The organism is Streptomyces sp. NPDC001933 (assembly GCF_042890955.1).
GTDB lineage: Bacteria > Actinomycetota > Actinomycetes > Streptomycetales > Streptomycetaceae > Streptomyces.
In genome coordinates, this window is the sequence record NZ_JBIASS010000018.1 from 16,279 (window position 1) to 41,993 (window position 25,715).

Genomic DNA, 25,715 nt, shown 5'->3' on the forward strand with positions numbered 1-25,715 from the left:
GTCACGGTGCGACTCGGCGGCGCATGCCCGCTTCCGGTCGTCATTGACCCAAAGCGCACCAACCGCCCCCTTCCCAACGCACGTCGCCGCCGAGGTCTTCTCCTGTCAGCCAGGGCTCCGCCGCGAGGATCTGTCACAGGGGCCGCAGTCGCTCTACCACGCGAGAGAAACTGACCATACGATTGGTTTCTACTAGGTCTATGGTTCATCCTCCCGGGAAGGAAATCAACGTCGATACTGTGGGCGCAGCACCGGTGCGGACGGCCCCGGCGTCCGAGCGTTCCCGGAGATCAATTGCTCACGCCACCGCGCGGCCGCCCGTCCTGGCAGCCCGTACTGGCAGGCCACGGGGCGCCTCCGGCAGTCCCGTAGGTACAGGATTCTCAAGCCCAGCAGGAGTCGGGTGTGTCTACGCAGCGGCAAGAACGAGCCGTGAAGACCAGGATGGACATCCTGGTCGGCGCCGCGAAGCTCATCGCGGAACATGGTTTCGACGCCACCAGCGTGCGCGATATTTTGCGCGCAGCCGATGTGAAGATTGGTGCACTCTATTACCATTTTCCAACGAAGGATGATATAGCCCTGGCCATCGTGACCGAGGGCTTCACGATGACGGTCGGCGACGACCCCGTCCCGAGACTCCAGGGCATCGTGGACGCGGCTATGGCGCTGGCCCATCAGACGCCGCTGGATCCCATTCTGAGGGCCGCGGCACGGTTGGCTACCGACCAGTCGAAAGCTGAGTACTTCGGTCGCCTCTGGAAGGCCTATATGCCCCGGGTCATCCAGCTGCTCTCGCAAGCTGCGGAGCGTGGTGAACTGCTGCCCGGCGTCGAGCCGGAGTTGGCGGGGAAGATCTGGGTGTCGGCCTACGTGGGTGTCGATCTGATGCAACGCCGGGAGCCTCACCTCCTGGAAGCGGAGATCGCGGACATGAACAGGATGTTCCTCCGCGGTATCGCCACCCCTGAGACCTTGATGATCCTGGACGTAGCGGCAGATCGCGGTGCCCGTGTTGTTCAGGCTGCGGCGGTTCACGAGGAGAACACCCGCTGATCCACTGTTCCCGTCTTGTTCCGCACGGGCCCCGTGCGGAACAAGGCGATGGCGCACTCATAGGGTCCAAGTGTGCCGCGGGCCGCGTCGTATGGGGATGACCGCGTAGCCGTTCGAGATGATCGAGCGCAGGCGCTGTACCTCCGGCTCAGGGGTGGCAAGGCTGCTGCTGGGAAAGCGCTCGAGCCACTTGCGGACCGCAATGAGAGTTTCTCGGCGTGCCAGTGGGGCACCGGGGCAGAAGTGAGTTCCGTGACCGAAGGCCAGGTGCTGGCGTGAGGTGGCGCGGGTTATGTCGAAGGAGTCGGCGTCGGGACCGTGAACTGCCGGATCGCGGCCGGCAGCGGCGAAGTTCACAAGGATCGGCTGCCCTTCGGTGAACTCTTCGCCGGTGGGAGCGTCCTGAATGCGTTCTACGGCGAATCTCAGCGGAACGTTGGCGATCGGAGATTGATGACGCAGGCTCTCTTCGAGGGCCTCCTCCAGGCCGACCTTGCCGGTCTGGACCAGGTGGAGCTGTTCGGGATTGGCCATCAGACCCACAAGGAGGTTTCCGATGGAGTTCACGGTGGTCTCCGTACCCGCCGATACGAGCAGCATCAGCTGATCCCGCAGTTCGACGTCGGAGAACGCTGAGGCCGATTCGTCGCAGATCCGGATGAGGTCGCTCGTGAGGTCGTCCGCAGGATGGGCCCGCTTCTCCTCGACAAGTTGGTCCAGGAGCTCGACCACGGCCGCCATGTGGGCCGCGGCGTCCACGGGGGATGCCGAAGTGTCGAAGAGGCCCGCGGAAGCCAGGAAGAACGGGTCCTGCAGGTCGGCGGGGATTCCAAGCAGGTTCGCGTTGACCTGGGCGGGAAGCGGCTGGGCGTAGTCAGATCTCGCGTCGACGATGCATGCACTGTCTGCGGCTATTTTGCTCAGGAGTGCGTCGGCAAGGGCCTCGATGGCGGGCACCATACTCTCAATCCGGCGCCTGTTGAGTGCTGCCGCGATCGGAGCTCGGAGCCGGGTGTGCGCGGCTCCGTAGGAGTTGAGCGCGTTGCGGGTGCCGATCCAGTTCCGCGTGACGCCGTCCACCTGCCGTGTGCCGTCCGCGAAGCCGGGACAGTGCAGATATGCGCTCCTGCTCACGGCACCGCTACGGAGCAGGCGTTGCGCCAGCGGATAGTCGACGACCGCCCGGGCACGCATTCCTCCCGGCAGTTCCACCTCGGAGGCAGGGCCGACGTCTCTCAGCAGGGCTGCTTCCTCAGCGTTGCTCCGACCGTCGCCGCCCAACCGGAACGGACACGATCCCTGCGGGACAGTGCTCTTTGTTTCCATGATTCATACCCCTTACGTGGGCGCAGAAGTGTGTGAAGTGGGCACTGTGGCTCCGGGGAAGAGGGGGGGCTGAAGGCATGTTCCGTGCCTTTGACCTGGGAAAGTGAGCCGGCTGGACCCTCGCGGTAGAGAGGCAGGGAGACAAGCGGCGACCTCCATCACCCAAAGAGCCCATGCTTGACATACTGCGAGGATTCGGACCCTCTGGAGGCCGAGCGAAGCGCTCTTCCGGCTCCGGGGGCATGGATGGGCTGGAGCGAGCGCTACGCAACTTCCGGTCAGTTGGCATGACTTACCCCCTAGTAAAACCAAGCGGCCGCATGGTTTCATCACCGCCATGATTCATCCCGCCCGAGGGGAGATCAACGTCGGCGGGGTGTGCACACGACCACTGCGGACGCAAGGTGCCCATAACGGCATCAAGGGGGATAAGCAATGAAAGACGAGCACATCGGGCGTGAGTACCAGCGCATATTGAAGCGCTACCGGCTCGAGCTCACGCGGGCGGACCTTGGCCTCCCGCCCCGGCGCATGCGAGGGCGGCCGGCAGCATCCCCTCTTCGGCAGACGGATCTCGACGAGGCACTCGGCGGCGGCACCGGCGTCTACCAGAAGGTGGAGTCAGGAACACTGCTCCCTTCACGCGAACACTTCCAGCGAATAGCGACGCTTCTCCGCATCAGCCCTATTGACTACCGCATCGCCCATATGGACCTCTTCGGAACGGAGCCTGCCCTCGACCAGGAGGCTGCCGCGCCCTGCTGGGAACGGGTCATAAAGGGCCAGAAGGAAGCAGCGTTCCTGGCGTGGGCATCGGGCGAAGTAGCTGCCAGCAACGCCCAGTTCGCCCGGATCCATCCGTCCGGGCGGGCCCCGTCCAACATGTGGCACTGGCTCCTGCTCGCACCAGACGCTCGCGACGAGACCCTCGTCCGCTGGGACGACGAGTGGGCACCGTTCCTGCTGACAGAGTTCCGGCTAGCCCTCGCCCGCAGCCCCGAGGACCCCGTGCTGCACTCCATCCGGGATGCGCTCAGAACCGACACACGGTCAGCCCGAATCGAACCAGCAACGCGCGGCCTGGACCACGTCGCTCGCCCGTTCTACCACGCCGGACAAGGCCTGGGCACCGCGCGGTTCACCACCGCACATCCGGACGGCACCCCGACCAGCCTGGTCACCATCCTCTTCGACCGCGCCGCCTGATTGAGCAACAGTCCCGCGCAGTGCCGAGCACCTGCGCGCTTCCAAGCCAGTACCACGTGCTTTCCATCACCGACCTAATCCGGGGGAACAACGTGCCTCACAGACTGCTGCCGGCAGACCCGATCTGGCTCAAGAAGTTCATGGCGATGGAAGAGCCGCTCCTCTATTCCCTCTACACATTCGGGTCACTGCCCGAGCCCGCCGCCTCCGTGGTAGACCACGCCTACCAAAGCTGGGCCCGCATATTCCTCCGATTTCCCGGGCCACTTCGCGACTACGCACTGTCCCCCCACCATCAAATGCCACCGCGGCACGATGAAAACGGCCAGTACAGGCTTTGCGGACATGACGGAAGAGCCCTCGTAGAGTTGCACGCAGTAGACATCAGAAGTCAGGACATCGACGCCCTCTCCGCGGTGCTCGCCTCTTTCAGAAATGCGCAGAGTGGCGACAACAGGGAGCTGGCAGAAGTACTGGAAGAGGTCGTCGAACCCCTCCCGGGTGTCATGGGCACCTCAGACCGGCTCATTGAGGACTTCGAGCGCTCGCTCAGGGTACTTCAACTCGAGCCAGACGGACTCCTGCTCAAAGCGCTGCCGGTGGACCCCACCACCAGACCCGCCAGCGGAGACATCTCGCTCGACCCCGCGCAAGAACGCGCTTATCACGCTCACTGCCTCGAAATCATCGAAATCGTTAGCGCCGGCGATCCATGGGCACTGAGCACACACCGCCGAATGTACCCCTAGAAACCCAACACGCAGAATCACGAGGGAAATCCAGAGTCCCCCACTCTCCCGTCGCACCCCAGGATTTCGCATACGCACCTGCACACGTCCCCGGCAGCACCAGGGACTGATGCGGACTCACCGCACGTTCACCTGCTGAGAAAGTGAAGAAAAGTGAAAGAGGCTCACAATACGCGCGATCGAGAAGACCTCGACAAGACTTTCGCCGTGCTCAATATTCTGCTCCGCCTAGGACCTGGACCCCACAAATTCCGCGAGATCGCGGCCCAGAGCAAGATGACCAAGTCCTGCATCCAACGCCGGCTGAGGATGCTCGTCGATGCGGATCTGTGCCACCGCACCAGCTATGGGTACTACGAACTCCAGCCTGCGGACTCAGTGCCGGTCGACGCCCCCGGCCTGGTGGTGCCCCTCGGCAGCACTCCCCTGTTCAACGTGGGCAAGCTGCTCGACCAGCTGCATCAGCGAACCAACCTGGTCACCCTGCTCCACACATATCACCCACTGCGGGCCGAACGGCTGTGTGTCGCAGCCGCAGGAACCAGCGACATCCGGTTCCGCCGCCATGCTCTGCTCTTCCCCAAGGCAATCGAACGGCTGCGTCAAGCACCTCTGGACTCCGATGCGCCCGGCCTGGCCATCCTGGCCAACCTGGCAAGACGCGACGCACCTCTCCGAGAGGATCTACGCCAGATACGCCACAACCAAGTTGCCCGAACACAATCGCCAATCATCGGATGGAATCTGGTCTCCGCGCCCATCAGGCGTCTGCCCGGCATTCCCACCACTCCTGGGGCAGAGCCACAAGTGGTGGGCGCTGTAAGCCTCCTGACCCCAGAGCTGCCGAACGGATCCGACCTCGTCGCCTACGGACGACTTCTACGCAACGCAATCCGCGAAGCGGTCGAGACGAGCACTCTCGCCTCCTGCATCCCCACCTCTGCAACCGCGGAAGCCTCGTAGCCCCTGCTGCTTCCACGCAGAAAGACACCGCCCAGAACCCATCCCAGAGCTATACAGATGCGCGTACTAGGTGACGCCCCAGGAAATCCCGAGAAGCAAGAAATGGAGCCGGATCCCAAAAGCCAGCACCGATCAGAGCACACCCTCCCGGAAAGCTGGCACACCACCAGCAGACTGAGGCACCCTCCACAACGAAAACGGAACAGATTCATGATGCAGCAACCTGCTGCCGATTGTCACTCGCCCGTAGTCAATTCCCATGCTCTGCGCCCACCCACCCCCCTTGCCACAGCTCCAGAACACACTCCAAGAAGGAGTCGCTGTCTCCCGCGCGGCACCGACTGCGCATCAACTCGACACCGTCTCAGGGGGGTATAGGTGTGGACGCCCACATATTCCTCCGCGACGGTCAGCCAGGGACGGGACCACAGCAGGGATACACACGAGCTACGCCGCGGACCGGCACCCCGCCACGCCACCGCACTGGCCTTCTCGCCACGCTCCCCCCTTTGTCGACACGCATGCACAAACTCCTCATAGGAGGAGACACACACGGTGCCTACACCGCCGGCAATCGACAGCGCGGCGGGAAGAACACCCCCTCTTCCGACCACGCCTGGGCCATCACCCGCGCCCTCGCCGCAGACGCGGTCCGGGCCGGATGGGACCGCTCTGCCTTCGCGCAGGTCCTCCTCGACGGCCCGTACAAGGCCGGCCACCACGCTCGCACACTCCAGCACCGCCGCGGCTACGACTGCGCAGTCGCATGGGTCACCCGCGCCTGGGAAGGAGCACGCCTGCATGTACAGAGCACCGACCTCATCACCACCCGCCAGGACTTCCACGCCGACCTGGCCGCATTCCGCACCAGCATCGAGCGCACTGCCTGGAAAGGCACTGCCGGCAAGACCGACTTGCGCAACCTGATCGCCCGTATGGAGATCTGCACACACAGGGGCAGCTGGGAGCACTCCGTGTCAGAACGCGACCTGGCCGAGCGGATGGGATGCAGTCGGACCACCGCACACAACTCAAGCCAGCGCCTCCTCGAAGCCAGGCTGCTCCGCCGGCTTGACAGCGGCTCCCCCACCGACGGCGCCCGGTGGATGCTCGTACGACAGACCCCACACGCAACGTCTCACGATTGGTCCACCCACAAAGGGCCGAAGGCTGGGGGGGTCATGAGTGGCCCAACGGCGAGACAGCCAGACGAAGAAGCCAGCATCGACACGCTGGCCGCAGCCCAAGTGATGCACCAGGACGCCTTCGCGCACCGCGGACTCGGGAGCAGCGGGCTTGCCATCCTTGCGGCTCTGGCCGAGCTCGACGGCCAGACCATCGAGCAGCTTCAGGCCACTGCCTCAGTGGCTCGCCCGACCGCATACAGGCAGATCGACAAGCTCAAGAGTCTCGGCCTGGTCGCGAAGGAAGGGGAGCTCTACCACCTCTCCCCCACCGCCCTTGAAGGCATTGGCCTGCGAACAGATGGATGCGAGAACCCCATCATCAGCTGGGACGACGCGGCCCGACGCCTCGGTACGCACGGAGTGGGCGAGCGTCGGCGACAGCGTCACCAGGCACAGCGGGCGCACTGGCTGCGGGAGCAAGCTCGCCTGGCCGAGAACCGCCGCAGAGCGCGTACAGCAAGCCTCAGTCCCCACCCTTCCGTGGCACAACTCGACTTCGTCCGCGGCGACGGCTGCGTCATGGACCCGAGAACGGGTGACGTGATCAACGGTCTGTACGTGGCGGCCGATGGCCAGTGGATCTGGCATCAGGAGGACCCCTTGGCCACACCTGAAAAAGCCGAAGCAACTGTCTGAAATGTTTTAGGGATTAACTATGTCGCTGAGTGAGATGCACCTTGCCGGGTCTGCGCCCGCTCCAGGCAGTGTGAGGAGGGGGCTTTGGCCGCATCCGGGAATCCATGCCACGTTGGCGAGTTCTCCTGCCGATGGTGTCGCGTGGGAGGCGGCAGCAGTGGCTACGACGCAGCCGTCTGGCGGATCACGGACCTGGGCCGCGCTGTCCTCGCCGAGCGGTCGGCCGATGAGCCGCTGGTCACCACCTGACACAAGTGCCCCCAATGTTCCGAAAGTTGCCGGCCGGAGAGCACGATGCCGGACAGACGAAGGAGTTCACACGCCCTTCCCCCCAGTTGGACCACAGGTAGTCCACGAAATGATCGAAGGCGAGCCCCGGCCCGAATCACGCCGCTCTCTTCATTACCAAACTCCACAGAGCCCGGAACCCCGGCCCAAGGCCCCACCATGGGGCACTGAGGTGTGGCCGGCCGCCCGGCGGAGGCTGCTCGCCGAAGCTCATCCAAGGTGTGCGACGACACCGACGACCAGGAGGTGCTCGACACGGTCGGCTCCGCACGCGCCCCGCACGACAAGGTCGCGCTGCTGTAGAACTCCAGCCTCGTCCCCTCCGGCCCGTGCTCGGCGATCAACGACGCCTTCCTCGCACTCGACCCCGCCACCTACTCCCCTATGCCGACGAACCCGGGGACCTTCCTTGCGTGAACACGAACCCCATCGCATCCGCGACCCATTGCTCCTGGCCCAGCCCCCAGTGACTGAACGTCACTGGCGTAGAGACACGCCGAACGCCCGCCGCTGTAGGGGGTGTGCGATCCCGAGTGACTGCATTGATAGCATTGCAGTCATGAAGAGCATGACCTTGCGCGTCCCAGATGAGGATGCGACGCGCATCAGCAGGCGTGCCGCTGACCTTGGGCTGTCGGTTAACTCGTACCTTCACCGAACGGTTATGGCAGAGGTGAATCGTGATGTTGATCGCTTTGCGGCCCCGACCAGCAGGGTGTTGGAGTGGCTAGCGTCCGACACCGATGCGGTCGAGATCCTGGGCCCCTTGAGCGCGAAGATCGACCGCCGCTCCAGGCCAGGTCCGGAAGCAGCCGCATGAACGATCGGTTGACTGTGGGACATCTTTCTGCAGTGGCTCAGCAGATGCCAGGGCATCCCGCCATCGCCGACTGGGGAGTCGCTGCCGCTTCCATCGCGCGGTGCGAGGCGATCGTGGCCGAGTCTCCCGTCTACGCGGGGCCGGTCGGTCAGGCAGCATCCCTATTCCATACGCTCCTTCGGCTGCCAATGCTGGAGTTCTCCAACGCTCCCTTCGCCATTGCGGCCACGATAGACCTGCTGCAATACCACAGCACCGACTGTGAGGCCAGGCCATCGGACTGGGCCGAGCTTGCTGTTCGGGTAGCGGACGGGCAAGCCAGCGTTGAGGATGTCCACTCCGCCATCAAGGCGTGGACGGAGGCTTGAAGGCCTGGCTCTAAGTCGGCAACAGCCACTCGCAACCTGCCAAGCCATCAAGTGCCGGCCTATGAAGCCCTACGACGCAGCGATCCGCCGGGGGGCGGCCCCGGCGGATCCCGGCAAACAAACGACTCCCTACAAGACCAAGGAATGCAGAGACGCCGTGAAGTACCAGAATACCGATCTCTTGGAGGTCCGCACGTGACCAGCGAAGTACTCGTGCAGACGGCGTCCGACGTGATCGGACGCCAGATCAAGCCGTTCCCCGAGCAGGAGGCGCGCATCATCGCTTCCCTCGGTTACAAGGGAGGCATCGGCAAGACCACCCTTGCTGAGGAAGTCGCTCAGGTACTCGATGCCGTTGCCGCCGACTTCGATTGGTCTAAGGGTGGCCTGACCGCGGGGTGGGGATACCGAGAGGAGGAGCGCCAAGGAGCACCGCTCCTTGAGGCCTTCGAGTCTGGCAAGGTGCCGACGCCGCTGCGCGGAGGAGACCGGAAGCCGGATCTGATCCCGGGGCACACCACCTTCGGTGAGAATGAGCCGGCAGCAGAGAAGGTCGCTGACGATCTCCTTCGGTGGGCGAAGGAGTTGAAGCGGCGATTGGTCGTCGATACTCACCCCGACGCCTGCCGGTCTACCTACGGTGCCATGGCTGCTGCGGACGTCGTTCTGACGCCCGTGGTACTCAGGGTTCGAGAGATGCGTTCGCTTGAGCAGCTGCTTGAAGAAGCGAGCGACTACCCGCTCTTGTTGATCCCCTACATGGTGGACGGAAGTCCATCCGAGCAGTTGATCAACGAGCTGGAGAGCATGGCCAAGAAGTACGAGGTAGCCGTGGGGCCGATGGTGAGCTACTACAAGTGGATCGGAACCCGCCGGAAGAGGGTTGCCATCTGCTCAGAGCCCATCTTCAAGAAGGAAGAGGCCTTCGTCGAGCAGATCCGCGAGGTCGCGAAGGCGGCGATGAACTATGGCCGATGAGACGCCAGTAGAGGGCTCCGCCAGCGGCGTATCCCAACTCCGAGGGCTCAAAGCCGGGCGCAAACGCACAGGGCCTCCGCCGCCGCGGCGCCGGAAGGACACAGCGACTACCGGTACTGCGACGCGCTCACCTGAGACGTCCAAGATGGAGGCGCCTCAGACAATCAGCCCCGTCCCAGCCGGGTCAGCCGAGGAGACTGCACCGGATTACGCACCGACCGGAGCCCCTCAAACGACGGTGGCGTCTGTTGAGTCTTCCACGCTGCACTCGACACCAGGGGCCTCCCCTGTAGACGAGCCGACTCCGGAAGCAGACGCACCTGCCGTTGGTTCGTCCCTGGACAACACCACGACCACCAGCCAGGCGCCTCCTTCAGCGAGAGTCAGCTCAGAGAGTTCCCGCCCTACGGAGACCAACGACGCCCGTTCGCAGGCCTCTGCTCCTTCTGCGCAATCGACGGCTCCATCGGCTGGCGGCTTGGAGCGACGGACCACCGGCACAGGCAGGCTGGTTAGCGGTGGATCAGGGGCTCAGATGGCTTCTGATTGGGACGCCTACATCATTCCGGATGAACCAGGAGATCTGGTGCGGGCAGAAGAGGTGCTGTCTCAGCGCTACTTTGACCGCGTGCCCCTGAATGCTTCCGTACCCATGGCCCTCGAAATCGGGCTGCGTCTAGGAAAGTTGAGGGTGGTTTCGCGTATAGAGCGTATCCCCCCGGCGGACCTGGTTGCCCTCGGCCTTGACTGGTTTCTTCGTGGAGGAGGTAACGACGTAGACGACATCGCTGCCCCTTGGAATCAGTACCGTGGCCCGGGTACGCCGACCGAGATCCCGCGAGCCGAGGACGTGCTGCGGCAACGCTTTATCGCACGCGAGCAGCTCAAGGCGTCCGTTCCGGAAGAGTTGCAGCTCCCTCACCGCCTGGCCATGTACAAGGTCAACAACAGGGGGCTCAGGAGAGTTCCCGTGGCTGACATCGTGGCCGTAGCCATGGACCGATGGCTACGGCTGATGGGCTTCTGATTTCAGGAGCCTCAACCAAGGTGTCCGACGCCGGTGCTGGACGCTGTTGTTGATTCGAGCCCGTTCGTGACGTCGGCTCCCAAGACGCGGTTTTGGTCTTGGGAGCCGACGTCTTCGTACGGGTGGATTGATTTCGATCCACCCCAGCTGATCGTGTGAAGTTCCAGCAGCGACTGGGCGGGTGACATGGGTGTCGTCGGCCTCGCAAGCTTCCCCAAGGCCCGCGCCAAGCGGGCGAGGTCGATCGGCTGAGCCGCGTAGATGGGATGCAGTGGTTCGTTGCCGTGCCCAGGCCAGCCGGGTTGCAGGACGCGGAACCCGTAGAGATTCTGCGGCAGATCCGGATGCACCACTCCAACATGGTTGAGGGCAAGATGAGTCGACGGGCCCCGTGGGACCGCCGTGCGAGCGCGAAGTGGCTGGTCACCGCTTGACATTGAGGGACTCGCAGCGTCAAGCGCGATGCGATGTAGGACGAATGAACGAACGTGGCCAGCACCGGCGCCCTTGCCCCGACGGGACGATAGGACAGACCGTCCATGCTGCCCTCAGAACGGGACTCCCTGCCCGAGGAACACTGAGTTGACACTGGACACGCCACTGCCGCCCAGTGAACTACAGCCTGGTTCAGGGGCGGGCGGCGGTCAGGTCGGCCCGTCGCCTATTCGGCAGGCATGAGGCTATGCATCCGGGCGATGCCGTTCATCGCACGGTGGACGGCGTTGCCGCGTAGGCGGCACTCGCGCAGGATCTTCCAGCCCTTCATCCGCGCGAAGGTGTACTCGACGCGGGCTCTTACTTGCTTGTGGCTCTTGTTGCCGGCCTACTTCCCGGCGGGGACTTCCTCGTCTTTGGTGCGGCGGCGGTGCGGGACGACCAGACGGTACCGCGGTAGCCGCCGTCGGCGATCGTGGTGGTATTGCCGACGGCGGCCCCGGCACCGGACTCGGACCAGGCACAACCGTCGTTGCGGTTGCCTGGCAGCGTGCGGCCGACCGCGACGATAAGGCACGTGCCGGCGTCGATCACGGCCTGGTGGTTGGTGGTGTAGCGGTAGTTCTTCGACTACTCGGCGGCCTTTTGGTCGCGAGTGGTCTCCAGCGCGCCGTCCATGATCAGTGCCGCCTCTTTAGCGAACCGCCTGCACGGCTTGAGCGCGAGCCTGGGCTCAGGTAGGAGATCGCCCGGTCGGCGACTGATCTCGGCACCTCGAACAGGAGGCCGGTTGGCGTTGTGTCAGGTTGGTTCGCCAGTAGGTGGCGACCAGCAGAACTCGGTCTTCCAGCGAAAGCTTCCACGGCCGGCCCTTGCGCGCCTGATTCTTGTCTTCGTGGCGCAGTGGAGTCACCCTGGGCGAACGTGCGCGGACCCCAGGCCAGTGAAGGGGGCTATCCAGGAGGGATCCGACGCCGCAAGCACACCAGTCATGCCCGGCAGGTCATTTCAGCTCCTTGCGTCGCTATGCATCCCCACCTGGAGGCTCGGGCCCGTCGTCGTCCGGGTGATCGAGGAGCGGCGCCAGCGTGGTGGAAACACTGCTCCACGGGCGGTCTCCGCTGAAGCCGTGCATCTCAGCGAGGGGCAGGGCGTGGTTGGCACAGTTCGAGGGGCTCGTACTCCTCCCCGGAGTTGACGACGTGAACAGCCCGGACATCTCGTGGTCCTACAGCAAGTTCACCACTGTTCCTCCTTGCTTGACGCGTGCCCAGGATCAGCAGTAGTGAAGAGTGTCGGCAGCTCAATCATCGACCGGTGGCAACACGATGTCATCGATCCTGTTCGTCAACGGCGCATCGACGACACCTGCCGGCACTCAGGGACAGTCCTTAGTCAGGATCACTCCCCAACACCCACACACCGACGATGCCCTTAACTTTCGCCCAAATCGATACCCACCTCATCCAGGCTTCGTGGCAGCGTGCCCACATCAGCACTTCGCGGCGCTTCGCCTCGTCGGCCGGACACTCGACGAGTCGAAGCGGGAGCCGAGTTGAGTAACAGTGTCCAGGTGTTGCATCGAGGGCTTCTGCATCTCCGGCAATATTTCCATAGACACGCTGCCGTACGTTGCTACGACTAGTAGCCTAGCCGTTAGACTATCCGTAGCATCGTAGAAAGGAAGATGGATGTCATCCAAGGCAAAGGTCGCCGAGCGACTGCGGGAGCTTGCCCGCGCCGTCGAGGCGCTGGAGGAGTACTCATCGGACGACAGTGCCTGGCTTTCCCCGCATCCTGAGACCCGGCAGTTGCTCGAAAGGCGGGGCGTGGGTCGCGAACAACTCAACTACTCCGTACCTTCCGATCTCGACCTCAAGACGCGAGTCAACACCTACAACGTTGAGCACGGGAACCCTGGAGCCGGAAACCTGGTTGCCGCAGCGCTCGACTCGTGGCTGCGAGCCCACGGATACCCGCCAGACCTTGATGCAGCTGCGCCCAAATCCAGCGGCCTCTGACTTGCCGCCACTTCGCCACGATGACCGCTTACCCAACTAAGCGATCGCGCTGAACTGGCACTCGGGCCCGGGCTCACCATCTCGGTGACTCCGGATCCCGGATATCCATCAAGTCCGGAGAGAGATGCGGGTGTGTGCATCGGCAGCAGCTCTCCTGCGTTGGTTCTCTCGGATCGCCCCCGAGTGCCCGCTGCCCCTCTCGCAGGAGACTGGCTGCCGTACCCGCCGATCTCAAAGTTTCGACTGCCTCCCGGTTACACATGGACAGTCACTTCAGGCATGCTCCCTCGCATGCATCCCAAGCTGGGTCGGAGCAGTCGCTGGCTTCCAGAACCGGGGCGCCCGCTGAGAATCGCTGCAGCAGGACCTGCCGGCTGGTCCGCTGCGCCGCACGGCGCAGCTCCCACACGCCACGAAACGGAACGGAATGCGACCCGTCCCTGCTAGGACCCACAGGCGCGGGGCCACAGGGCTCAGCAGGTTACGAAAGTGAAGTACCGCACCGCGCGAGCAGAGGTAGCACAGCCGACGCAGGCGGTTTCAAGGATCTAGGGCAGCACGCGGCAGGCACCACTCGTGCCGCCCTCGTTACGCGCAGCACCCCAGTCGCGGGCCAACTCAAACCAGCGCGGCACTCCGAGTGCGAAGAACATCACCTACAGTTACATTTACCTTTGACGGCTGAACGGAGCCGTTAAAGGAACTGTCTCCGACATCCGCGACCGGCCAGGCTCTCCGGGGCTAGAACAACCCCTCGCGGTCACCGAAGTCCCACTGGTTATAGGTGAGCCGGCGCTCCGACCTGTTAATGAGGTCCAGGACGTCGGTCGCCAAGAACGCACGCGCGCCTCGCTCGACTTCCTTCACTTGCACGATCCCTGAGCTGGCAAGTTCCTCCAGCGCCGATTTGGCCGACACAAAGGAGACTTCCAGGAGTGACTGCGCCGCCCTTGCTGTGACGACGGGAACGCCGGGAAGTTGCTCCATGAGCCGAACAACGGCCGAGTCCCTCCGCGGTAGACTCCGCCGCTTCATGCTCTCCCTGAACCTAGCCAGTCGCGCGTTCCAAACGGTGCGCATCTCAGCCAACTCCAGGGAGAAGCGGCGTGACTCGGCAACTGCGTCACTCGTCGCAGCAAGGAAGACGCGGATCCACTTCTCTACTCCCGCTACGGCGGCAGGACTACCCGCATCCCCTTCGTAGCGGTAGGCGTTGAGACCCGCGATGTACTCACGCGCATGAGCCAGCAGGGACATGGAGATCGGAACGACATGGCCCACAGCAAGACCTTGCCTTGCCAACACGGTGTGAATCAAAGCCCGGCCAGCACGACCGTTTCCATCCGTGTACGGGTGGATAGTCTCGAACTGCGCGTGTACAAGGGCGGCCTGGACGAGCGGCGAAGGGTGCGGCTCCGAAATGAACTCCGCCAGATCTGCCATGAGCGCCGGCACCTCGCCCGGGGGAGGCGGGACAAACTCTGCACTGTGAGGGCTGAGGCCGCTGCCACCGACCCAGTTCTGCACCTGCCGAACTGCCCCGGAACCTTCGGCTTGGTCAGTGCCGACCATCAACGCCTTCTGGAGAGAGTCGATGTCTTCCGGGGTGACGGCAGAAGTCGAGTTCAGCTTCGCAACGGCCTGGCGAAGTGCCAACACGTTGTTGACCACCTCTCGAGCACTGGCGTCGATCCCTCTCGCGGCCTTTGGCTCCTCGCCTGCTCTCATCCCCAACATCAGCTCCAGTTCAGCAACAGCTCGGGCTGAAGCGACGACTCCCTCGATTCGCGATGAAGCAATGGCCTCGGAGCGCAGCAGGAACCGTGAAAGTGACTCCAGATGCGGGCTAGTAGGAGTCGAGTCTCCTAGGGAACGCACCGCCGCGTCGACTTCAGCAGCCTGCTCAGTCACCGCCGCAGACAGGCGGACCGCGCGACCACGAAGTTCATCCGGCACGTAGGCACGGAAGTTTCCAGGCAAGCTCGCTGCCCACGTCGCGCTGGCGTCAGGCTGAGACTGCCACCGCTGCTCAGAAAACTTGGCCACCAGACACGCTCCCAAACTTCAACCTCAATGCATTCCGTTTAAGGATAGTCTTACGCATGTGAGGTTTGGTGTGATGCACGTCGACGTTGTGGCCCAGCGGGCCACGACGTCCATGGTCGTGTCACCATGCAGCGCAGCACTGGCCCCACACTCCCTCTGGCTGATCTCGAAGGGACAGCCAGCCCTTCTCAGCTCCACCGCCATTCCGCTTGGGCGGTCGCGGTGCGGGCTATCAGCCAGGAAAACAAAAAGGCGACCTCAAAGGTCGCCTTTCGGGCAGCACAGCCAAACTGCCCGTTCGTCGCTCGGGGAGCCACCCCGAGCATTCGCATGTACTACCGCAGCCAGCCGACTCTGTCGGCTCGTCATGCCGCGGATCGTGGCGCCAACCACGTCCACGGCGCTGGGAGGAAGCTCAACGCTCACCTGACCTAACTCGAATCACGCTCATACCTCCGCTGACCAGGCAATATCCGCCAACGGGTCAAGCGGTCAGTTGAGTTTTGCCCTCATCCCTATGTAGTTCTGGAGCAGATCATAGCCGCCAGCCATAGGGCTAGTTCGTCATTGCCGAAAATCGGCTCCCTCGCGTCGCCACCGGACTATGCCCAAGTAACAACAAAGATCACAAATCCATCCACCCGAGCGGAGGTGCTTCGCGGCTCTGCCCCTTGGGGCTCCGATACCCCGCACTCAGCACCATCGGGCCCAGCCGCCGGGCTCCTCAATCCGCTGGCCCTGAGCCCAAAGCTCCGCGAACGACTTTCTCCCGCGCTAGATCTTCTGCTCGCAGATCGGTCGCTTCATGGCCACCCGCTGGCTGAGGTCTTGTCGGCCGTGGTCCTTCTTGCGAAGTCACCGGCCGGGGAATCGCAATTGGAGTTGCGTGCGGGGGAGTTGGCGCGGTGGCTGGGGGTGTCGAAGTCCTACGTCGATCACCGGGTGCTGCCAGGGTTGCGTGGCTCTGGCGCGGTGGCGACGGAGGTCGTGACGAAGACCGTGGAAGGCGTGCGGCGGGTTGACGGTCTTCGCTTGGAGCTTCTTCCGCTGACGGCTGCCCAGGCCGGGTGCCGCCCGCACGATCTGGTGCTCGAGAAGCGTGAGCTGGCGGTTCTGTTGGCGCTGTGCGAGGCCTTGTTCGCGCCGGGGTGGGCGCCGGTGGGCAAGCGGGAGACGCCTGCGGGGCTGCTCGGTGCTCGGCGGGGCCGAGGGGCGGCGGCGGAGCGGCTGGGGCTGCTGCGGTTGGTGCTGGCTGCCCGGCCGGATGGCCGTGTGCGGCTTGTGGGCGGTGCGGTGTCGGCCGGGTTCGACCGGGCGGACGCGACGGTTGCCCGGCTGCTGAGGTGTTCGGTGCTGGAGGCGGCCCGCGTGGTGGACGGGCTGGTTCGGCAGGGGGAGTTGGAGGTGCGGGGCCGGGGAGTGCCTGGCGCACGGATCCGGATGGTGGTGCCGGCTGTTGCAGCCGCGCACGGGCGGAGTTCCGGGACGGAGCTGCGGATCGTGCCCCAGGAGAGTCCGGTCGAAGACGAGCGGGCACCGGATGTTTCTGAGAAGGAGCCGGTCTGCGCGTACTGCGCTTCGACGTTGGACGAGGCTGGGTCGGCAGAGGCGGGGGAGGGCTGGGTCCAAGAGGGGTTCTTCGAGGTCCTCGTTGGTGGTGTGGGAGACGGCGACGATGGTGCACTCAGGGGTCAGGAGCCTGCCGACGAGTCCAGAGGTGCACTGGAAAGTGCTTGTGACCTCGAGGAATACGCGGGTGAGGGAGGCGACGCAGCAGCCGGGAAGGTGGCTGATGGTGCACTACTTCACACCAACCACGCTCCAGTGGTTTCTCAAAGTGGTTCTGGTGCAGTTTCATCTTGCTTTTCCGGCGAAGCCGCATCGGAGTACTCGCCGTTGCCGGAGCGCGCGAACGGGCGCGAGGTTGGGTCCAGGCCAGGCTCCGTAGACGCTGTCGTCAAGCCCGGAGGCCCGCTTCGCGGGGAACAGCAGCCGAATAGCGGGGGGGAAGGTCAGAAGCACCCTGAGGCAGCAGTTGCGAAGCCAGCAGCGTTGCGGTGGTCTGTGCCGCGAGGTCTTGAGCGGGTGTTGGCCCCGGTTCGGTCGGAGTGGGCCCGTATCGGGCATACCGGGGGGCGCACCCGGGTGGGCATGGCGCTCAAGGCCGAGTTGCGGCGACTGGCCGGGATCGTGGGGTCGGAGAAGGCTCCGGTGGTGCTGGCCGAGCGGCTGGAGCGGCGGCTGGCAGCTCAGCACGGTGAGCCCGTGCGCGAGCCGGTCGGCTGGTTGCTGTCGAGGGGATTGCCCCAGCGGGCTGAGTGCTACGCCACGGCCTGTGACGACCAGGTACGGATGGACACCGGGATGGTATGTCCGAGCTGCCAACTGCTGATCGAGGACCGGCGGGCGTTGCGACACCAGGTAGCGCAGATCGTTGCCGCCGAGTTGCCCTGCCTGGCTCCGCTTGAGGCCCGGGCGGAGGTTGAGCGTCGGCTGAGCCGGGAAATCGCGCTGCGGGCTGCACAGGACGGCGTCCGGCGAGAGCGCGCCGCGGCAGAGAGGGCGCGGCGCGAAGCGGCATGCGCGCAGCGGAGTCGGGAACTGGCCGTGGTGAAGGCGGAGTTGGCGGCGCGGCCCTGCGAAGGGTGCGGGGTGCCGGAGGCGGGAGGTCTGTGCCTGGTGTGCTCACAGATCCGTACAACTGAAAAGGTTCTGGAGAAGGCGGCACAGTTCGCGGCCGCGGTGAGCGGGCCGTTGCAGGACCCGGGCGTGGTGGCGGGCCGGCTGGGGGCGTCTCGGCTCAGGTTGGAGGGCGAGGTCGGCCGGGCGGGGGAGCGGTTGCGGCGAGAGGGGATGCCGGAGGCCGGGGTGGCGTGGGAGGCGCGGACCCTGGCTGAGCATCTGCTGCACGAGGAGCGTGTCCGAGCGCTGGACGGTCTGCTGGGCTCAGCGGAAGCCCAGGCGGAAGCCGAACGGGTCCTCGCCGTCGAGTGGGCCCGACGAGGCACTGAACAGCAGGCTCGTGCGGCAGCCGAGCAAGCGCGGCAGCGCTGCGCCGCGCTTCTTCTCGACCAGCGGCTCAACCAGGTCCGTGCTGCGATCGCGCCGCCTGCTCCTGAGCGTGCCATCGGCTGGCGGGAGCGAGTGGCTGCCCTGGCGGTGTGCCCGCTCGACGGTGAGACCCGCGCGCCGCAACTTGCGGCGGTCGGGGCCGGAAGGCGGTGAGCGCGGCGTGAACCGGGGACACGAGTTCGCGCTGCGGTGCACTGAGCAGGGATGGTGGGTGCATCCGCTGCTGCCCGGGTCCAAGCATCCGGCGAGCAACTGCCACCCGTTCTGGCCGTCGACGCCCGGAACGCGCGCCGCTTGCGGCTTTCCCGGCCGTGATGCGGCCGAGTGCGCGTGCCTGGAGTCTGGGCGGTACTACCACGGGGTTCGGGCTGCGACGCTGGAACGGGAGCTGATCCACCGTTGGTCGCGCGGACGGGACTTCGGTGTCGGCGTGGCCACGGGGCCGTCCGACCTCGTGGTGCTCGACCTGGACGACCACGACCGCCCGCCACCAGAGCAGGAGCTGTTGCTGCCAGGCATCGACCTGACGCAGCGCCCGGATCTGGAGGGAATGTGGACCGGGGTGGACGTGCTTGAATTGCTGTGCCAAGTGCGGCGGGCAGGCAGCCTGCTGGAAACACCGGCGACGCTGACCGTGCAGACCCCAGCGGCGGGGTGCACCTTTGGTACCGGGCCGAGGACACGGCCCGACACGTGCAGGGCGCAGGCCGGCTCGGGTGGCAGGTCGACGTGCGGGCCAGCTGGTCCACTGCGATCGCGCCCGGCACCGTCACCACGGCCGGTCAGCACCGCACGGTCGGGTACCAAGGGTGTCCGGCACGGCTGCCGTGCTGGGTCGCGCTGGAACTGGACCGCGCTGGACTGCGCCACCGCGACACGCTCACCGGCCCGCCCGCCGACTCCGGCTACCCCGCCTTACCCGGGAACGCGGACCGTAAGATGCCTCCGCGTACGCCGCCGCAGTGCTGCGCGGCGAACTCGACGCCGTGGCATCGGCCCGCGCCGGCCGCAACCACCACCTCAACCATGCCGGGCTCCGGCTCGGTCAGCTGGTCGGGGCCGGGCTACTGGAGCACGACCAGGTCCACCAAGCACTCACTGACGCCGCCAAGGAGGCCGGGATCGACCCCGGCGAGGCCAAAGCCCAATTCACCATCCGCCGCGCACTTCTGGCGGGCAGGCGCTCGCCGCGCACCGTCCCGAGCACCGGAACACGGTCATGAACCACCCCCTCACCTCCCGCGCGCCGCTGCCCTTCCCATCCCGGGAACCCCAACCGGCCGACCTCGCCGGGCCGGTCGACGCCGGCGGGCGGGACGAGTCCTCGGCACCGCCGGACAAGCTGCCGGCCGCCGAGCGGGACCCGAAGCCGTCACAGGCCGATGCGCTGCACCTGGGCATGGAGCAGTACTGTCTGGTACTCCACAACCAGACCGCGTACGCTATCCCGGCCGACGGCCCGCCGATCGCATGTCCGCTGCGCGCCAAGGGCGGCTTCGGCGGCACCGGGAGCCTGCGTCAACTCCTCAACCGCTCCATCAGCCCCAAGGCCAGGCGCAGCGAGCGCAACCTGTGGCGCCGCTACCGCGCCGCGCACGGCCGGATCCTCGGCGGTACTAGACCTGGCCGCCGAAGTGTGGGCGAAACTGCCCGATGCGGTTGACGAGCTCGACCGCCGGCCGCGGATGGCCGACTGGGCCGAGCTGCTGTGGGCACTGGACCAGGCCACCGGCTGGGACACCCTCAACACCTACACCGGCTCCCAGGACGCGATCACCAACGACGTGATCGACGCCGACCCGGTCGCCACCGCGCTCACCCGCTGAGCCTCCACAGCTGACACCTCCGAGTGGAAGGCCACCACCACCCAGATCGACGGCGCCCTGCGACCACCCGGCCCCCTTCCAGACACCTGGCCAAAGACCACCGCCCTCCTCTCCGCCCGCCTGAATCCCTCGCGCCGGCCCTACGCCAACGAGGCCTCGACATCCAAAAGCTGCCCCGCACCAGCGCCACCCGCAGCTTCCTCCTCACCCTCCACCCCGACCCAGGATCGCAAGCCTGACCTCGGGCACCAGCCACGGTCGAGGACCAGCTCCCACACCGTCACCGAATCCGCCGCCACCCTAGTTCGGCAGTGCCCCTTGTCGATGGACATCGCCTCGCTGGCCGCTCTCATTCGTCGGTCCCTTACGCGAAGCCACTCCGGAGCCGAACCCGCGACATGGGGTGCCCGTGGATGCCGCCGCCGTTGACGCGGGTCAAAGGGGCAATGAATTGATCTCGAGGACCTCAGCGCACCCTCGCCCCGCCACCCGTTCGGCTCAGTGTTGTTGGTCGTCAAAGCGGGCGGGCCGGCGTCATATAGGCCATGGGCGAGACGTGTAACGCTCCTCTCGCCGAGAGAAGCGTTACACCCGGTTGACTCGGCATCATGAGCCGCCGCGGCGGCCCCGGCTTGAAACCACTGCCGCCACGATTGCCGCCGTTCCCGTCACCACTGCCGCCCCCAGCATCGCGGCTCCCGTGATCACTGCCCCGATCACCACTGCGTCAACGTACATGTCGCCTACCCCTCCTCAGATACCGGCTTCGGTCGGCCGGGTGACGCAAGGTTGCAGCGGCAAGCGGGGCCGTGTCCGAACGGGCGGGCAGAGTGGGCAAGTTCGCTCTAAGCTGCTGGTCACCGCCTTGCCCGCAGGAGCCTGCTGCGGGTGCTTGAGGAGCCGGGCAGTACGGGGGGAGGCAGTCATCAGTACGGAGGGCGCCCGACGGTTGCATAGCGAGCTGCACGCGCTCAAGAAGCGGGCCGACGAGGCCAGGCGAGTTGCCGGGCTGCGCTCTTCGCAGAAAGAGGTAGAGAAGGCGCTGAAGGCGGCGCCCTACTCGATCGTGGGTTTCCGGGGGAAGTTCATCAGCGAGTGGGTGCCGGAAGACGCATCGAAGGCGAGGATCCCGAGCGATGCCGACGCGGTGTGGCCGCTCGTGCGCCTGTGGAGTGCCTGGGCGGATGAGAAGGAACCGGACCAGCGGTACTGGGGTGGTCTTGTGGAGAAGGCCCAGCCCCCGCGCCCACGCCGTATCCCGGAGTCGGGGACGAACCCGGCACTCCAACGTCGAGAGCGCGTGTTCCGCCGTCATTGGACATGGATCGAAGAGATCCGCCCCGACCAGCTGCTGGACCGGGAGGAGGAGCTGCGGGAGCTGGAGGAGTTCTGTACGGCTGCGGACGCCGAGGGCCGGTCTGCGTACGCGTGGTGGCAGGCTGAGCCGTGGGCGGGGAAATCGGCCCTGATGGCGGAGTTTGTGGTCCGACGCCGCCCACCGAATGTGGAGGTTGCGAGCTACTTCATCGTTGATCGCTTCGGGAACAACGAGCGTGACTCGTTTCTCGAAGAGGTGGCTCGGCAGCTTGCCGCTGTCGCTGACCGGGATGCCTTGCCCTCTGGCGTTCGGCCGGAAGACTTCCCAGAGCTCTGCCAGGCCGCTGCGGCGGCTTGTCTCAGGCGTGGTCGGCGGCTGGTACTACTAGTGGACGGACTGGACGAGGACCGCGGAGCCGGTCCCGACGGGCTCAGCATCGCTGCATTGCTGCCGAGGAAGCTGCCCTCCGGCATGCGTGTGGTGATCACAGGGCGCCCCAACCCGCCCGTACCGCAAGACGTTCATGAGGACCATCCCCTGCGCAACCCGGGCATTGTCCGGCAGCTCACCACCGCACCTGAGGCCCGCGTAATCCGGGACAGAGCCGAGAAGGAGCTGCAGCGGCTGCTGAAGGACCGGCCCGTCGGCAACCACCTCCTCGGTCTGCTTGCGGTGGCCAGGGGCGGACTGACTAGCACGGACCTGGCCAACCTGGTCGCCGTGCAGCCGCACGAGATCCGCGAGCTGCTGCGGGGGATCACTGGCCGCAGCTTCGTCGCCGAGGACCGCGGCCACATCGTGGGGGAGCAGCATGCGAAGGCAGGCTCTCGTGCTTATGTCCTGGGCCACTCAGAGCTGCTCAAGGCGGCCCTGGACGGCCTGGGCAACGCTGTCGCGGCAGAGTACGAGGCGCGACTGCACAGCTGGGCGGATGACTACCGGGCTCAGGGTTGGCCTGCGGACACCCCGTCCTACCTGCTCTGCGACTACACGGGCATGCTCCGCAGCAAGGGTGACGCCAAGAGACTGGCTGCCTTCGTCCTAGACCCACGTCGTCAGAGAGCCCTGCTGGACCGTGGATTGGTTGATACCGCGGTGTCCGAGGTCGAGCTGACGCGTCAGAAGGTCGAGCGTGAGACTCCGGGCGATCTCGGCACGCTAGCAGCGCTCGCAGTTTCACGAGAAGTACTCGCTGCACTCGCCGCGGCGATGCCGCCGAGTATCCCGGTGGCATTCGCCAGGCTGGGCCACTCACAGCGCGCCATGGATCTCGCTCTCACCTCTCCAGACTCGGCAGGCAAAGCCATCAGGCTGGCACAAGTGGCCCGTGTGCTGATGGGCACCGACCACGAACACGCCACCCAGGCGGCACAGCAGGCGGCCAAGGAGGCCGCCCAGTGGGCCGGGCGTGCCCGCCTAGAATCGTGGTCGCCAGACGATCACAATGCTGAGGTCGCAGCGGGCGAAGCCGCAGTGGCACTGATCGCGGCCGGCGAGGACGAACAGGGGTGCGAATTGCTTGGCTCGTTGCGCCCCGACACGTACGGCGATGGCACGTTCCGGTGCGAGATGACCGTGGAGGCGTCTCTTGCCGTGGGCCCGCACAATGCCGCGCTGGCTGAGGAATTGCTGGACCTGGCCGAGAGCCACGTCGACGAGATAGTTTCCGGCTTTCACGAGGATCCGACCTCGCCTATCGCAGCGTGGTCAGCCATCGCTGGGGCCGTCGGCCCTGAGCGGAGGGCCAGGCTCTACGGACGGATCAGCGAGTACGCCAACACCGGCCCATCCGGCGTTCAATCCGCCGCCGTCCTCGCCACCGCCGCCTCGACGTTGGTCGGACACCTCCCCGACGAAGCGGCCGCCCTGGCACAGCGGGCAAGACGACACCTGGGGGTCGTGCTGCGCGCTTCGGAAACGTCGCAGTCCGTCGATTGGCTCATGAATCTCGGCTCCATGCTGACGAGCGTCGCGCAAGCCCTGGTGGACACCGGGTCGACGCATGATGCCCGCGAGCTTGTGGCATCCGTGCCGGATTCGATGCGGACGGGCCTCCTCGGCGAGGACATCCCCGCCGGAGCCCGTTCCGTGATCGACGGTGTCCCTCGCGGGGCGACGAGGGAAGCGCCTGCGGAGGTGCTGGCGCAGCAGGCGTGTCGACTCGCGGAAGAGGGCAGGCCGGACGAGGCGAAGCGTCGGTTGCACGAAGCAATGGAGTCGTTCGCGCAGTCTCCCGAGGGTGTCAGCATGAGGCGGCCCTGGTTAATCCCCCTAGCCGGAGCACTCGCGGCCATCGGCGATCCTGCTTCCGGCGAGCGGCTCGCCCGCAGCATCAGTGCCCCCGGGACCAGAGGGGAGGCACTTGCCGTCGTTGCCACGGCATGTGCCACAGCAGGCCATAGTGCCGAGGCGCGGCGGCTCGCGCACGAGGGAGCTGACCTGGCCGCGGCCCTGGAGGGCGCCGATGACTACTCGATACTCAACGGAGTCCCCGGCCTCTACGTGGATGCCGTGAAGACCGCTGTTGCCCATGCTCTGGCATCCGTCGGTGAGATCGGCCGAGCCTCCTCTCTCATCGGGGAGGCTGAGAAGGCTGAGAAGGGGGCCAGATCGGCGTTCGGGCGTGCTCGGCTGGCTCTCGCTGCCGGGCTGCGAATGCATGCCCCCAACAGGACGGCACGACTGTTGCAGGAGGCACGAGATGACCTTCTCGCCGCTCACGAAGATCGCGCTCGCCGTCTCGACCGCTCCGATGCCTCGCCCACCGTGCAGCAGCGGCTGGCCGAGTCTGCGTGGAGCGGCCTCGTAACTGAGCATGCTGAGCTTCTGGTTGCCGCAGGCACCACAGACCGAACGTGCCGCCACTGGCTGAGGCAGGCTCTTCGAGAGGCACTCTCCCGCCCTCCGCAAGCTCGGTCGCCAGAGGATGAAGTGGTGATCGTCATTCTCGCTGCCCGGAGGCACCCTGACTCGGCCCGTCGGAAGCTGAGGCGGCTGGAATCGGAGGTGAATCCCTATCAGTACCCCGAAGCAGCGGTCGGCTGTGCAGTCGCCCATGCTGTGCTCGGCGACGTCACAGCAGCCTGGTGTGCTGCGCAGGGGCATGCTGTCCCGACCGTACGCACCGAGGCGCTGGCGTCTGTGGCCGCCTGCCTTGCCAGAGTCCCCGCCGACTTGTTCAGTGCGATCACTCCGCCCGATTCCGACTCGTTCAGGCGAGTAGTGCACGCGCTGGCCTTGATTCAGGCCCCTGGCACCGGCCCGGATCTTGGCCAGTCCCACCGCTTCCTGAGAGCAGCACTCGCAGGCGACGGCTGGCATCACGCACTCGCCACCCTGGCTCACATCGCTCCGGACGCCGTATCGGCCGTCAGAGATGTCTCCTTCGCCCATCTGACTCTGGGAGGGACAGCCCCGAGCACTTCGGAGAAATGAGCAGTTCCGAGAGAGCGTGTCGTCACTGGTCATTACCTAGGACAAGAGCCAGGGCAAACATCCCTCGGTCGCAACCGTTTACCGCATCCTCGCCGAGGGCAGCGAATGAGCCCGGACGCCTCCAGAAACCCGTGATCAGCTGACCCGTATCTCGGCCATACCCGACGCCGAGGTGCGCGGCGATGGCGGTGACGGACTCCTCCGCGTCGCGGCAGCGCAGTGCGATGGCGAGCATGTCGCCGTCGACAGCCGGCGGGCAGCCGCCGTGCTTGTCAGCTGCTGTGAAGCGCACGCCGGCTGTGACTGACTGAAACCCGGTGTCGCTGACCGGGATGCGCCGTAAAGGACTTCCCTGGGCTGCACCATCGGGCCGTGTGGGAAGGAACTACCAATGAAGCTGGGTGTCCGCCCTATGCGTCGTATCGTCAGCGCCCGCCACCCGCGACGGCCGGTTCCCTCAACTTTGCAGGCATGCGGGTCTTCGTCACCCATACGGTCTTTGGCCGACCGCGGCCCCGTCGGCCGGGGTTACCGGCCGACGGGAGTACCTCAGACGCTTGCGGCGAGCCAGCCGATGGTCTCGGTGGTGTGCTTCCCGTCGCTCTTGGTGGCGCCGGCGTACACCTCGTTCATGCGGATCAGGAAGCCGCTGGTGGTGACGTCGTGGATGCGGATACCGGGCGTCTCCGGACCGTTGAAGGTCTGGGTCAGGGGGAGAACAACGACGCTGGAACCGGGCGGGAACGGGGTGGGGAACGTGACACGGGTGAAGGTCGACGTGTTGCCGCCCGTCGTCTCGATCGCGTTGTCGGACTTCAGCTCGATCTTGCCGTCGCGTTCCAGCCACAGCCCGAGCGCGCCGCACCGCGGCCGGACGAGACCGTGCTCGGCTCGGACTTGGACAAGGCCACCTATCACTCACCGTTTCCGCTGCACGGAAGTTGTGCCAGAGCCACTG

General features: G+C 65.7%; 20 protein-coding genes and 3 pseudogenes. 18 read left to right on the plus strand and 5 right to left on the minus strand.

Translation table 11 applies throughout. The features are described 5' to 3' along the window. Window positions 1–444 precede the first annotated feature (444 nt). On the plus strand, window positions 445–1,056 hold the full coding sequence (locus ACFYY7_RS33590; RefSeq protein WP_388667607.1) for a TetR family transcriptional regulator: 612 nt from the start codon (window positions 445–447) through the stop codon (window positions 1,054–1,056). Window positions 1,057–1,113: 57 nt separating this feature from the next. Here ACFYY7_RS33590 and ACFYY7_RS33595 read toward each other — a convergent pair whose 3' ends face one another. Then, window positions 1,114–2,382: a cytochrome P450 gene (locus ACFYY7_RS33595; protein WP_388667608.1), complete on the minus strand. Its 1,269-nt coding sequence runs from the start codon at window positions 2,380–2,382 to the stop codon at window positions 1,114–1,116. 435 nt (window positions 2,383–2,817) lie between these two features. Between ACFYY7_RS33595 and ACFYY7_RS33600 the strand changes: the two genes are divergently transcribed. The 9 genes from ACFYY7_RS33600 (at window position 2,818) to ACFYY7_RS33640 (ending at window position 10,604) form a co-directional block, all read left to right on the plus strand. Continuing rightward, window positions 2,818–3,588: a sulfotransferase gene (locus ACFYY7_RS33600; RefSeq protein WP_388667609.1), complete on the plus strand. Its 771-nt coding sequence runs from the start codon at window positions 2,818–2,820 to the stop codon at window positions 3,586–3,588. A 56-nt stretch (window positions 3,589–3,644) separates the two neighbouring features. Then, window positions 3,645–4,337 (plus strand): hypothetical protein, encoded by a 693-nt coding sequence (locus tag ACFYY7_RS33605; RefSeq protein WP_388667610.1) that lies wholly within the window; start codon window positions 3,645–3,647, stop codon window positions 4,335–4,337. A 153-nt stretch (window positions 4,338–4,490) separates the two neighbouring features. Then, a complete protein-coding gene (locus ACFYY7_RS33610; RefSeq protein ID WP_388667611.1) occupies window positions 4,491–5,300 on the plus strand; it encodes a hypothetical protein in 810 nt (269 codons plus the stop codon). A 509-nt stretch (window positions 5,301–5,809) separates the two neighbouring features. Further along, a complete protein-coding gene (locus ACFYY7_RS33615; protein WP_388667612.1) occupies window positions 5,810–7,123 on the plus strand; it encodes a helix-turn-helix domain-containing protein in 1,314 nt (437 codons plus the stop codon). Between the two features lie 462 nt (window positions 7,124–7,585). After that, the gene (locus ACFYY7_RS33620; RefSeq protein ID WP_388667613.1) at window positions 7,586–7,714 is read left to right on the plus strand and encodes a hypothetical protein; all 129 of its coding nucleotides are present in this window, start codon (window positions 7,586–7,588) and stop codon (window positions 7,712–7,714) included. A 256-nt stretch (window positions 7,715–7,970) separates the two neighbouring features. Then, window positions 7,971–8,231 carry a hypothetical protein gene (locus tag ACFYY7_RS33625; RefSeq protein ID WP_388667614.1) on the plus strand — a complete coding sequence of 87 codons (261 nt, stop codon included), beginning with the start codon at window positions 7,971–7,973 and terminating at the stop codon, window positions 8,229–8,231. Then, window positions 8,228–8,599, plus strand: a complete 372-nt coding sequence (locus tag ACFYY7_RS33630; protein WP_388667615.1) for a hypothetical protein — start codon at window positions 8,228–8,230, stop codon at window positions 8,597–8,599. Before ACFYY7_RS33625 ends, ACFYY7_RS33630 begins: the two co-directional genes overlap by 4 nt. Window positions 8,600–8,794: 195 nt before the next feature. After that, window positions 8,795–9,577: a ParA family protein gene (locus tag ACFYY7_RS33635; protein ID WP_388667616.1), complete on the plus strand. Its 783-nt coding sequence runs from the start codon at window positions 8,795–8,797 to the stop codon at window positions 9,575–9,577. Between the two features lie 535 nt (window positions 9,578–10,112). Further along, on the plus strand, window positions 10,113–10,604 hold the full coding sequence (locus tag ACFYY7_RS33640) for a hypothetical protein (protein ID WP_388667617.1): 492 nt from the start codon (window positions 10,113–10,115) through the stop codon (window positions 10,602–10,604). 11 nt (window positions 10,605–10,615) lie between these two features. Here ACFYY7_RS33640 and ACFYY7_RS33645 read toward each other — a convergent pair whose 3' ends face one another. Both ACFYY7_RS33645 and ACFYY7_RS33650 read right to left on the minus strand, forming a co-directional pair. Beyond that, window positions 10,616–10,957 (minus strand): hypothetical protein, encoded by a 342-nt coding sequence (locus ACFYY7_RS33645; RefSeq protein ID WP_388667618.1) that lies wholly within the window; start codon window positions 10,955–10,957, stop codon window positions 10,616–10,618. A gap of 308 nt (window positions 10,958–11,265) precedes the next feature. Beyond that, a pseudogene (locus ACFYY7_RS33650) lies at window positions 11,266–12,032 on the minus strand (transposase). 698 nt (window positions 12,033–12,730) lie between these two features. Here ACFYY7_RS33650 and ACFYY7_RS33655 point away from each other — a divergent pair. Then, window positions 12,731–13,060, plus strand: a complete 330-nt coding sequence (locus ACFYY7_RS33655; protein ID WP_388667619.1) for a hypothetical protein — start codon at window positions 12,731–12,733, stop codon at window positions 13,058–13,060. Window positions 13,061–13,801: 741 nt separating this feature from the next. Here ACFYY7_RS33655 and ACFYY7_RS33660 read toward each other — a convergent pair. Then, window positions 13,802–14,971, minus strand: coding sequence for a Fic family protein (locus ACFYY7_RS33660; protein ID WP_388667620.1), 1,170 nt, complete (start codon window positions 14,969–14,971; stop codon window positions 13,802–13,804). Between the two features lie 2,286 nt (window positions 14,972–17,257). On the opposite strand from ACFYY7_RS33660, the gene ACFYY7_RS33665 reads away from it, so the two are divergent. The 7 genes and pseudogenes from ACFYY7_RS33665 (at window position 17,258) to ACFYY7_RS33695 (ending at window position 24,757) form a co-directional block, all read left to right on the plus strand. After that, window positions 17,258–18,331, plus strand: coding sequence for a hypothetical protein (locus ACFYY7_RS33665; RefSeq protein WP_388667621.1), 1,074 nt, complete (start codon window positions 17,258–17,260; stop codon window positions 18,329–18,331). A 58-nt stretch (window positions 18,332–18,389) separates the two neighbouring features. Further along, window positions 18,390–18,734: pseudogene (locus ACFYY7_RS33670) on the plus strand (bifunctional DNA primase/polymerase); the annotation flags it as partial. A 98-nt stretch (window positions 18,735–18,832) separates the two neighbouring features. Further along, window positions 18,833–18,952, plus strand: a pseudogene (locus ACFYY7_RS33675) (hypothetical protein); the annotation flags it as partial. 188 nt (window positions 18,953–19,140) lie between these two features. Further along, entirely contained in the window at window positions 19,141–19,401 is a 261-nt protein-coding gene (locus tag ACFYY7_RS33680; RefSeq protein WP_388667755.1) for a hypothetical protein, read from the plus strand. Continuing rightward, window positions 19,398–19,841: a hypothetical protein gene (locus ACFYY7_RS33685; protein WP_388667622.1), complete on the plus strand. Its 444-nt coding sequence runs from the start codon at window positions 19,398–19,400 to the stop codon at window positions 19,839–19,841. Before ACFYY7_RS33680 ends, ACFYY7_RS33685 begins: the two co-directional genes overlap by 4 nt. A gap of 22 nt (window positions 19,842–19,863) precedes the next feature. Continuing rightward, window positions 19,864–20,004, plus strand: a complete 141-nt coding sequence (locus tag ACFYY7_RS33690; RefSeq protein ID WP_388667623.1) for a hypothetical protein — start codon at window positions 19,864–19,866, stop codon at window positions 20,002–20,004. A gap of 949 nt (window positions 20,005–20,953) precedes the next feature. Continuing rightward, on the plus strand, window positions 20,954–24,757 hold the full coding sequence (locus ACFYY7_RS33695; RefSeq protein ID WP_388667624.1) for a hypothetical protein: 3,804 nt from the start codon (window positions 20,954–20,956) through the stop codon (window positions 24,755–24,757). A gap of 549 nt (window positions 24,758–25,306) precedes the next feature. Here ACFYY7_RS33695 and ACFYY7_RS33700 read toward each other — a convergent pair. Further along, complete coding sequence (locus ACFYY7_RS33700) at window positions 25,307–25,675, minus strand: hypothetical protein (protein WP_388667625.1); 369 nt, start codon at window positions 25,673–25,675, stop codon at window positions 25,307–25,309. Between the last annotated feature and the right edge of the window lie 40 nt (window positions 25,676–25,715).

Bases quoted from the DNA above. Each gene is read 5' to 3' on its own strand.
- ACFYY7_RS33590 (WP_388667607.1), top strand. From the start codon at position 445: ATGGACATCCTGGTCGGCGCCGCGAAGCTCATCGCGGAACATGGTTTC.
- ACFYY7_RS33595 (WP_388667608.1), bottom strand. From the start codon at position 2,382: ATGGAAACAAAGAGCACTGTCCCGCAGGGATCGTGTCCGTTCCGGTTG.
- ACFYY7_RS33600 (WP_388667609.1), top strand. From the start codon at position 2,818: ATGAAAGACGAGCACATCGGGCGTGAGTACCAGCGCATATTGAAGCGC.
- ACFYY7_RS33625 (WP_388667614.1), top strand. From the start codon at position 7,971: ATGAAGAGCATGACCTTGCGCGTCCCAGATGAGGATGCGACGCGCATC.
- ACFYY7_RS33630 (WP_388667615.1), top strand. From the start codon at position 8,228: ATGAACGATCGGTTGACTGTGGGACATCTTTCTGCAGTGGCTCAGCAG.
- ACFYY7_RS33640 (WP_388667617.1), top strand. From the start codon at position 10,113: ATGGCTTCTGATTGGGACGCCTACATCATTCCGGATGAACCAGGAGAT.
- ACFYY7_RS33655 (WP_388667619.1), top strand. From the start codon at position 12,731: ATGTCATCCAAGGCAAAGGTCGCCGAGCGACTGCGGGAGCTTGCCCGC.
- ACFYY7_RS33665 (WP_388667621.1), top strand. From the start codon at position 17,258: ATGGCGCTCAAGGCCGAGTTGCGGCGACTGGCCGGGATCGTGGGGTCG.
- ACFYY7_RS33685 (WP_388667622.1), top strand. From the start codon at position 19,398: ATGAACCACCCCCTCACCTCCCGCGCGCCGCTGCCCTTCCCATCCCGG.
- ACFYY7_RS33690 (WP_388667623.1), top strand. From the start codon at position 19,864: ATGGCCGACTGGGCCGAGCTGCTGTGGGCACTGGACCAGGCCACCGGC.